The sequence below is a fragment of the Saccharibacillus sacchari DSM 19268 genome (genome assembly GCF_000585395.1).
Lineage (GTDB): Bacteria > Bacillota > Bacilli > Paenibacillales > Paenibacillaceae > Saccharibacillus > Saccharibacillus sacchari.
Genome location: NZ_KK073875.1, coordinates 710,929 through 721,210, shown reverse-complemented (window position 1 = coordinate 721,210; position 10,282 = coordinate 710,929). Strand labels below are relative to the sequence as shown.

Genomic DNA, 10,282 nt, shown 5'->3' with positions numbered 1-10,282 from the left:
GCGAGCCTTCCCCGCCGACAGAGTCCGGCGGCAGCGCCATGGAGCGGCTGTTGGCCGCAAAGAAGCGCGGAGGCAAATAAATCCTTCGTAAGCAAACCGTTTTTTTCTTGACCGGTTTCAAAACGGAAAAAGTCCTTCGAAAATCTGCCGATCCGGCAATTTCGAAGGACTTTTTTAACGTCGGGAATCACGCGTTCCTGCGTGAAACAAACATTTCCATCTACTCTATCTACGCAATTCAAAAAATTCGCAAGCCTGTCGATCATAATAATCCAGATCGCTGACGCTTGATTGAATCGCGACCATGGAAGCTTCGAAGCGAACGATCAATCCGCCCGAATTAATCATTTCATCGTCGCGAAACACGCGTACCGTTCGTTCCTGGTCCATCGCTTCCTGAAAATCCAGCTCAGTGTCGAGCCTGCGATTGCTGGCCATGAAAATCCTCCTTTAGTATTACAAAGTACTAGACCGTGTACGCAAACTCGTGCGCCGTGCACCTTGACCTGCCTTTTCGCCCTCTGCGGATGTCTACTTGAAGCGTTTAGTCATCCGCCAATGGCAGCGTCATTTTCCTTTGAAGCGCCCCGGCACGCTTTCGAAAAATTCCTTGCCGAGAACGAAAATTCAGCTCAATCTGCTCCCGGCGGAGTTTGCGTACACGCCCTACACCGTTTCTGTTTAAGCAGCATAGGCATTATTGTAACACAGACCCTGACAAAAGCGTTCCCGCATGGACTTCAATCCGCGTGAATAATGTCAAAAGGCAATGGACAACCCGAATTCGAAACCGTATTCGTTTTTTTGTAAAACCACTATGACTCTTTTCGTGAAAGCGTATAATATAAAAGTAGCCAAACATGACAGGCCGAATTTCAACCGGGTACCTTGACCGGATTGGATTTGAGGTTCAGCGTGGTTCATCTATCAAAGCCCGCTCCGCATCGGTTCGTTTAACCAGATCGGACAAGCGCAATCCGGCGAAGATGACGTGTAACGGATCGACATGACGCTTAGCGCTCCAAATCGGGGAATTGAGATTTTTAACGGAACGAAGCGACGCTTAGCGGTGAAAAAGGCCGATTTTCGTGCGGATTTCATCCGTTTTTCCGGTTTAAGCGTTCCTATGATCCGCTACGGATTTCAGATCGCGAAAATGAGCGTTCTAACGGATATGCGATCCGCTAGAGCGTGTCTTCAAACCTCGACGGAAGCAGATTTTGCCGAATTTTCGTGCTGAACAAGGAACTTTTCTGAAGGCGTGCCGGGGCACGTCAAGGGAAAGTGACGCTGGGCAGTGCGAAAAGGCGGTAAAAGATGCACGTTGGCAGGTTTGAAGGCACGCCCTAGCAGCGTGTCTCGGATTAGTGAACGGCTTCGCCCGCCTGAATCATACTGGAATCATGCGCGTTTCAGGCGAACGTTAACTTTCGATTTATTCAAGACCAAGCCACTGGACTTTAACATTCAGTTTGGAGTCTGTCAGCGACTTTTAGGAGGATGAAATCATGAATTCCGTAATTTTATGGCCGGAAGGTGCGCCGAATGCGTTGGGCACCGCCGATGAAGATGTACCTGCAATTTTCCCTTACCTGGTTGAAGGGGACAGCAATGCAGCCGTAATCGTGTGTCCGGGCGGCGGCTATGAGTTCCGTGCCGAACATGAAGGCGAGCCGATCGCGTTGTGGTTGAACACGCTCGGAATTTCGGCTTTCGTCATTCGCTATCGGGTGGCTCCTTATCGTTACCCAAGCGCATTATCCGATGTCAAACGCGCCGTGCGCACCGTGCGCCATCGTGCCGGGGAATTTGGCATTGATCCTGCCCGGATCGGAGTCTTGGGCTTTTCGGCAGGCGGACATTTGGCTTCGACTGCGGGGACTTTGTATGATGCGGGCTTGCCGGATTCGGAAGATCCGATCGAGCGCCAGTCCAGCCGTCCCGATCTGCTGATGCTTTGCTATCCGGTCATCACCTTGCAAGAGCCGTATACGCATGCCGGTTCGCGGATCGCGCTGCTTGGAGCCGAGGCAACCGCAGAGGAGATCGAGTCGCTCTCCAGCGAGCGCAACGTGACAAGCGATACGCCGCCGACTTTCCTTTGGCATACGTCCGAAGACGGTCTTGTTCCGCCGGAAAACAGTCTATTGTTTGCTTCTGCGCTGGGACGTGCCGGCGTACCTTTTGACCTGCATGTCTACTCGCTTGGCGGGCACGGCATGGGCATGGCCGACGGAGACGAACATGTTCGACGTTGGACGGACGAGTGTGCTTCATGGTTGAAGCTGAACGCTTTTTCCCGATAATCGGCATAAGGCTTGAAAACCCATGATCAACACTTCCGAAGCCGAAGCAGCGATGCTGTTTTCGGCTTTTTGGCGCGCGACGGTTCGAACCTCCCACGGCGTGTAATTGTCGAACCGTAAAGGAATTCGGCTCAAAGTCATGCAACGCTGCTTTTCTGTCCGATCGAAGCGGGATTTAAATATTTCGAATAAACTGATTCATTAAAATTGTAATGGGTGAATAGGGAAGTGAAAAGGAGGTGGAAACGTTTCCTATGGGAGAAGTGAAAAAATCAATTTGAATGTTTTCGATTTTGTCCCAAATGGCAAAAAGTCAAAATGGAACCGTTTACTATCTTGAAAATTTCGGGGATTGCGATGATTTCAATGGATAAGGCTGGAAGCGGTTCAAAAAGAGCAGTTCGCAATTTTAAAATTTCATGCAAACGGTGTTGACACTTCGAATATTGAGGTTTATGATGTGTATCGAAACGATTCGACAGCTTGAGAAAACGCTTCCTGCATCATGGGAAACGTTTCCCATAGACGTTGACGAATTTAAAAACAGCTCGGCGTTTGCCTTGATTTTCAAGCAGCCGTCTGACAACCGGGGTGAAGTGGCGAACGAGATGAACATCAAGGATATTGCGAAAATTTCCGGAGTGGGCATATCGACGGTATCGAGAGTGCTCAACAATAGCGGAGTCGTCAGCGATACCACCCGTGCCAAGGTTCTGGCAGTCGTGAAGCAGTACAATTACGTGCCGAACAGTAATGCGCGCAACTTGAAGAAGACCCAGTCGAATACGATCGCTCTGATGGTTAAAGGCATATCGAATCCCTTTTTCGCCAACATGATCAAAGAAGTGGAACGCCAGGTGCATTTAAGAGGCTGCCCGCTGATGATCCAACAGGTCGAAGACGGAGTCGACGAAATTGCCGCGGCGATGCAGTTGATCCGGGAAAAGAATCTGTACGGCGTCATTTTCATGGGCGGCACGTACGATCACTCCGAAGAAGAGTTCAATCAGCTCGGCGTTCCCTTTGTCCTGACTACGATCACGACTATGAAAGATGTCGATCCAGCCGCATTTTCCAGCGTATCGATCGACGATGTGCAGAGCGCTTACAAAGCGACAAGTTATCTGATCTCGCTCGGGCATCGCAACATTTGTTTTTTGGCCCGGTTCCCGTTCATGGCGAACACGATCGGCAACCGCCGATTATTGGGTTACAAGAAAGCGCTTGAAGAGCACGGAATCGAATACGATCCGGCTCTCGTCGAAGATTGCGAGTACGCACCAAGTTTCGGCTTCGCGGCCGCCAAGCGTCTGCTAAGCAAAAATCTGGGTATCACGGCGATGTTCGCAGCTTCCGACGCAATTGCAATCGGAGCAGCGAAAGCCGTATTGTCCTCGGGACTGTCGATTCCGGGCGATGTATCCATCGTCGGCTTCGACGGCATCGAGATGGCGGAGTACTACCACCCGTCGCTCGATACGATCAGCCAACCGGGCGTCGAAATGGCCCACGTCAGCGTCGAGATTTTATTCGATCTGATTGCGGGAGAGACGGCGAACCGACATGTGGTATTCGAATCCATGCTCGTCAAGCGAGGATCCAGCCGTAAAGTCAATTAAGAGTCCGAAAGGGCTTTTTGATCGGAACAAGAAGTAACCGCTTGCTGAAACCGTTCACGTTGGCGGTAAATCAGTCGGCCTTTCTACGCTGATCGAAACGTTTCACCTCTTGTAACCGCAGCGGTTATGGTTTAGAAGCAACATAAAGACTCAAGTAGAGTGAGGAGATGCCGTGTGAAACCCGCAACGATAACCCCGGGTTCGTCCAAAGGGGAAGAATCGAAATTCAAACGATTGTTCATCGAAATCTGGAAGTACAGAATGACCTACACCCTGCTGCTTCCCGGATTGATCTGGTTGATCTTGTTCGCTTACCTGCCGATGGGCGGCCTGTCGCTGGCATTCAAGGATTACCGGGCCAACGACGGAATCTGGGGCAGCGCATGGATCGGATTCGAAAACTTCAAATACGTATTCCGCGACCCGGCGTTTGCCGATGCGGTATGGCGTACGTTGTACGTCAATATCATCAAGCTGTTCATCACGTTCCCGTTCCCGATCCTGCTCGCGCTGCTGCTGAACGAGCTGCGGATGCGCCGTTACAAAAAGGTGCTGCAAACCGCGTTCACGTTCCCGCACTTCCTGTCGTGGATCATCGTGTCGGGTATCATCATCAACGTGCTGGCGTATGACGGATTGGTCAACAGCTTCCTGGCTCTGATCGGACTGCCGACGATCAACTTCCTCGGATCCGAGCAAAACTTCTATCCGATGATCATCCTCACGGACATCTGGAAATCGACCGGATGGGGCGCGATCGTCTTCATGGCCGCCATCTCCGGTATTGACCAAGAACAATACGAAGCGGCGCAGATCGACGGCGCCACGCGGCTGCAACAGATGTTCCGGGTCACGCTTCCGAACATCATGCCGACGGTCACGATCATGTTCATCCTGTCGGTCGGCGGACTCATGTCTTCCGGTTTCGACCAGATCTTCAACTTGGCGAACGCGGCCACGCAAAACGTATCGCAGGTACTCGACGTCTATATCTACCGGATTACATTCCAGTCCTCCACGGACTTCTCGTTCTCGACCGCAGTCAGCTTGTTCCGTTCCATCGTGAACATGATCCTGCTGCTGCTTGCCGATAGAGCGGCGAAGTGGCTGGGCGGAGACGGCCTGTTCCGATAAGAGAGGAGAAGGAAAGCCTTATGAGCACTTTGGCGAGAAAACCGAAAAAAAGCAAATTCAATACGACCCGAGTCACGGGACTGGATATTTTCATCTTCATCATATTGACGCTCGGCGCGCTGTCGATCCTGATTCCGTTCTGGAACGTGATCATGATCTCGTTCGCCACCCAGCGCGAGTACGCCGAAAATCCGCTGCTGATGTGGCCGAAAGAACCGACGTTTTCTTCCTATCAAGCGCTGTTCGCGGACGGAAGCATCCTGACCGGTTACTGGAATACGATCAAGCTTATGGCCGCCGGCCTGCCGCTCAGCTTGTTCCTGACGGTCAGCATGGCTTACGGCCTGAGCCGTCCGAAATTCCCGGGCAAAAAGCCGATCTTCTTCCTGGTTCTGTTCACGATGATCTTCAACGGCGGTATCGTGCCGCTGTACCTGATCATGAAAGACTTGGGCCTGACCGGTTCGTTATGGGCCGTTATCCTTGCCGGAAGCTTCAGCGTATTCAACATGATCCTGATGATGAACTACTTCCAGGGCCTGCCGGAATCGCTGATGGAATCCGCGAGACTGGACGGCGCCGGCGAATGGAGAATCCTTCGTTCCGTCGTGCTGCCGCTGGCCGCTCCGATCATGGCGACCATCGCCTTGTTCTACGGGGTCGCCTTCTGGAACAGCTGGTACGACGCGATGATCTTCCTGCGCAAAGCCGATCAGCTTCCGCTGCAAAACGTGCTGCGGGCGATCATCGTCGAATCGCAAACCAATGCTTCCAACGCGACCAGCGTAGGTCAAGGCACGGCCGCATCGTTCTCTACCGGAATGAAAATGGCAGCGGTGTTCGTGACCATGCTTCCGATCATGGCATTCTTCCCGCTGCTGCAAAAGCACTTCGCAAAAGGGGTATTGACAGGGGCTATCAAGACCTGATCGTACAATAGAGCTTTACAAGGTAAACATGGGGCGTCAAAAAATCCAATTCAAATGGGGGTACAACATGAAGGCGAACAAAATGTTTTCGGTCAAGTCGCTGTTCCTGCTCGCGTTATCCGTCTTGATGGTTCTGGTTACGGCTTGCGGCAGCGGCGGTAACGATGCAGCTACGGGCACGGCGGACGAAAAAAATGAAGATGGCACATACGCAAACAATCAGACCATCTCGTATGCCAGCGTAACCGACGTATCGAAAGCCAACATGGACGACAAGTTCCACAAATTCTTCACAGACAAATTTAACATCACTTGGGATTACAACTATATCGATTGGGATTCATGGCCGGAAAAAATGCGTCTGTGGATCAACTCCGGCGACCTTCCGGACTTCGCGAGTTGGAACTACGTTCAAGGCGACGCGATGAACTATATCGACCAAGGCTTGTTCTACAAATTCCCGGACGATTGGAAAGAACGCTGGCCGGAAACAGCCAAGGCTTACGCTTCGACAGGCCTCGGCGAACGTCTGGAAGAGAAAGTGGGCGGCACGTACGTCCTGCCTAAACCGGTCTACTTCCAAAACCAACCGGCAGATCCGCTGCTCAACCAAATCGGCGTTATCGCGATCCGCAAAGACTGGGCCGAAAAAGTCGGCTTCGAGCTTAAGGACGCTTACACGGTTACCGAGCTGATGGAATTCGCCAAACTCGTGAAAGAACAAGATCCGGGCAAAGTCGGCAACCGACTGATTCCGATGTCCTTCAACGCCGGCGACCTTCTGACAGGCTTCATGATGGCGAACAACGAACATTCCCGCGTGGAATCGGCGTTCTACAAAGGCGAAGACGGCAAGTACGTTTGGGGACCTGCCGACGAGTCGACGCTGACAGGCCTGAAACTGATGCAGCAAGCGTACAAAGACGGCCTGCTTGATCCTGAATTCTACACATGGAAAAACAGCGAAGGCGGAGACGCGTTCAAAGTGACCGGAATTTCCGGCATCGCGGGTCTGGGCGGTCTGGCTTCGTACAGACAAGACATGGACACGGCGATGAAAAAGAACCTGAACCTGGACAGCTCCGAAGTCGTGCACGAAGCGCTGATTATCGGCGAAGACGGCAAATACCGCAACCTGGAGCAAGTCAATTTCTGGTCGTCCCTGATCTTCTCCCCGGATATCTCGCAAGAGAAATTCGAACGGATCATGGACATGATCGAATATTCCGTTTCGGAAGACGCGCAGCGCATTCTGAACCTGGGCTTCGAAGGCGAAGACTGGAAAGAAGAAAACGGCGAGCTGGTCAGCACGCTTCCTGAAGGCACGACGCTTGAAGACAAATACCCGGGCCGCTTCGAAGGTCTGTACGTATTGGGCGACGACTTCAGCGTAATCAACCCTGCAATCAAAAAAGAATTCCGCGACCGTTCGGTCGAGCTGTACAAAGAAAAAGCTTCCTTGAGCACCGAAGGCGGCGCGATGGCCGATTACGATTGGGACTTCCAACTGTATACGTCCAGAGCCAAAGACCAAGCAAACTTCGATTATGCGACCGAGTATGCGAACCTGATCCTGCAACCCGGCGATCTCGAAGCAAACTGGAAGAAATGGGTAGAAAGCAAGCAGTCTCTGGTACAACCAGTTCTCGACGAACTGAACAGCGGCGACTTCGCAAGCAAATAACCCGAGCTGAATCACCCACCTGCAACATCCGGGTCCGGACGGCACCTTGCCTATAGGCCCGGCCGTAATCCTAACCCGGTGCGCGCGGAACTTCCGCACGAACCGGGTTTTCTCTTCTAAGATGAGGAATTTGCATAATTACCGTGCTTCCCGTTTCTTAGAGAGAAACGAGAAGCACGGCCAAGGTTTAAGATCAGATCTGCCTAATCAAAAGTTCTTAATCGCAGAACGCTTCAACTGGTGAGTTTGTAATCGCAGAACGTTTCAACTGCGATTACAAACTGTCCATAAAACGTTCTTCAAGGTCTTCTAACCAACCAATTGTGCAAAATCCTGAAAAATGGAGAAACACAACATCCTTATTTTCAATTTAATTTTGATCTTAATCTCAGTTTTATAACGCTAACTATCACAATGCTTGGAGGACTCGATATGGACAATCAGCAGCTTCTTGACCTGATCGGCAAGATGACGCTCGAAGAAAAAGTCGCTCAACTCGTCCAACTCGCAGCTCCTTTTTATGAAGGAGCAGGCGACGAAGGCCAGATTACCGGCCCGATGCAGGCGATGGGCATCACCGACCGCATGATCGCGAGCAGCGGCTCGATTCTCGGCTATGCCGGCGCGGAAGGCGCGATCGCCGTGCAGGAAGCCCATATGAAGAAAAATCCGCACGGCATTCCGCTGCTGTTCATGGCGGATATCGTGCACGGATTCAAAACGATCTTCCCGGTACCTCTGGCAATCGGCTGTTCATGGGATACGGATCTGGCGCAAAAAAGCGCCGAAATCGCGGCTCGCGAAGCAGCCGTTTCCGGCATTCACGTCACGTTTGCGCCGATGGTCGATCTGGTACGAGATCCCCGTTGGGGACGCGTCATGGAGTCGACAGGAGAGGACCCTTACCTGAACAGCCTGTTCGCGCGCGCATTCGTGCGCGGCTTGCAAGGCGAAGATTTGACGGAAGAAGTCGAGCGCGTCGCGGCCTGCGTGAAGCATTTCGCCGCTTACGGAGCTTCCGAAGCGGGCCGCGATTACAATACGGTCGATCTGTCCGAGCGCCAGCTTCGCGAATACTACTTGCCGGCTTACAAAGCCGCTCTCGACGAAGGATGCGAGATGGTCATGACGTCGTTCAACACGATCGACGGCATCCCGGCCAGCGGCAACGAGAAATTGATGCGCGATCTGCTGCGCGACGAATGGAACTTCGACGGCGTGCTGATCTCCGACTGGGGCGCCGTAAAGGAACTGATTCCGCACGGCGTCGCCGAAGACGAACGCGAAGCGGCTTATAAGGCTATTCGCGCAGGCGTGGATATCGAGATGATGACGGCCTGCTACGTGCACGAACTGCCCGAACTGGTTCGCAGCGGCAGCGTGGACGAAGCGCTGGTCGACGAATCGGTCCTGCGCATTCTGCAATTGAAGCAAAAGTTAGGATTGTTTGACAATCCGCACCGCGGCACGAGTCCCCAACGCGAAGCGGAAGTCGTGTTCAGCCGCGAGCATCGCGAAGCCGCCTACGAATTGGCGACCCGCTCGACCGTTCTCCTCAAAAACGACGGCATTCTGCCGCTTCAGCCTGAAGCCAAAGTTGCCCTGATCGGACCGTTTGCCCAAAGCGGCGATATTCTCGGCCCGTGGTCATGGAGCGGTTCGACGGAAGACGCGGTCAAGCTGGATTCGGCTTTGAGCGATCGCGTCGGAAGTCAACTTATAACGGTCTCGGTCGGCTGCGGCATCGAGGAAGGCTCTGAAGAACAACTTCGTTTGGCCGTAGAAACGGCGGCTCAAGCCGATATCGTCGTGCTGGCGCTGGGCGAAGCTTCCGAGATGAGCGGCGAAGCCGGCTGCCGGACGGACATCCGGCTGCCGCAAATCCAACTGGACCTGATCGCTCGTATCGCGGAGCTGGGCAAGCCTACCGCTGCTGTACTGTTCAACGGCCGCCCGCTCGATCTGCACGGCGTATACGACAAAGTCGGCGCCGTGGTCGAAGCCTGGTATCCGGGCAGCGAAGGCGGCGCAGCGGTAGCTGACATTCTCGTCGGCGCGGTCAATCCGTCGGCGCGGCTCACCATGTCGTTCCCGCATTCCGTCGGACAGGTTCCGGTGTATTACAACCATTTCAACACCGGACGTCCGCAGGGAGCCGCCGACGCGCAGGTTCGTTACGTTTCGCAGTATCTGGACGCTCCGAACGAACCGCTGCTGCCGTTCGGTTACGGATTGTCGTACACGACCTTTGCCTATGACGAACTCAAGCTTTCTTCCGAACAAATGACGGACGAGTCTCCGCTCACGATCTCCGTGAACGTAACGAATACCGGAGAGCGCGCAGGCGTCGAGACCGTGCAGCTGTACGTCCGCGACGTCTCGGGCGAAGTGGTGCGTCCGGTTCGCGAGTTAAAAGGCTTTGTCAGACTTGAGCTTGCCCCGGGCGAACGCGGAACGGCCGTATTCACTTTGAATGAAGAGCAGTTGCGCTATCACCATGCAGATCTCAGCTTCAAAAGCGATCCGGGCCGTTTCGAAGTCTTTGTCGGCCGCAACAGTCAGGATACGTTAAACGATTCTTTCATTTTAAATTGATTAATTAGGAGTGAA

The 10,282-nt window shown here is 53.1% G+C and carries 7 protein-coding genes; 6 read left to right on the top strand and 1 reads right to left on the bottom strand.

The genetic code is table 11. The features are described 5' to 3' along the window. Window positions 1-225: 225 nt before the first annotated feature. Complete coding sequence (locus SACSAC_RS03210; protein ID WP_037283436.1) at window positions 226-438, bottom strand: hypothetical protein; 213 nt, start codon at window positions 436-438, stop codon at window positions 226-228. A 1,070-nt stretch (window positions 439-1,508) separates the two neighbouring features. Here SACSAC_RS03210 and SACSAC_RS03200 point away from each other — a divergent pair. The 6 genes from SACSAC_RS03200 (at window position 1,509) to SACSAC_RS03175 (ending at window position 10,267) form a co-directional block, all read left to right on the top strand. Continuing rightward, window positions 1,509-2,306: an alpha/beta hydrolase gene (locus tag SACSAC_RS03200; RefSeq protein WP_037283421.1), complete on the top strand. Its 798-nt coding sequence runs from the start codon at window positions 1,509-1,511 to the stop codon at window positions 2,304-2,306. 608 nt (window positions 2,307-2,914) lie between these two features. Then, window positions 2,915-3,925, top strand: a complete 1,011-nt coding sequence (locus SACSAC_RS03195) for a LacI family DNA-binding transcriptional regulator (protein ID WP_037291896.1) — start codon at window positions 2,915-2,917, stop codon at window positions 3,923-3,925. 261 nt (window positions 3,926-4,186) lie between these two features. After that, window positions 4,187-5,059, top strand: a complete 873-nt coding sequence (locus SACSAC_RS03190; RefSeq protein WP_245608719.1) for an ABC transporter permease — start codon at window positions 4,187-4,189, stop codon at window positions 5,057-5,059. Window positions 5,060-5,079: 20 nt separating this feature from the next. Next, window positions 5,080-5,988: a carbohydrate ABC transporter permease gene (locus tag SACSAC_RS03185; RefSeq protein ID WP_037283418.1), complete on the top strand. Its 909-nt coding sequence runs from the start codon at window positions 5,080-5,082 to the stop codon at window positions 5,986-5,988. A gap of 67 nt (window positions 5,989-6,055) precedes the next feature. Next, the gene (locus SACSAC_RS03180) at window positions 6,056-7,672 is read left to right on the top strand and encodes a type 2 periplasmic-binding domain-containing protein (RefSeq protein WP_037283415.1); all 1,617 of its coding nucleotides are present in this window, start codon (window positions 6,056-6,058) and stop codon (window positions 7,670-7,672) included. 432 nt (window positions 7,673-8,104) lie between these two features. Next, on the top strand, window positions 8,105-10,267 hold the full coding sequence (locus SACSAC_RS03175; RefSeq protein ID WP_037283413.1) for a glycoside hydrolase family 3 N-terminal domain-containing protein: 2,163 nt from the start codon (window positions 8,105-8,107) through the stop codon (window positions 10,265-10,267). The last annotated feature ends 15 nt before the right edge of the window (window positions 10,268-10,282 follow it).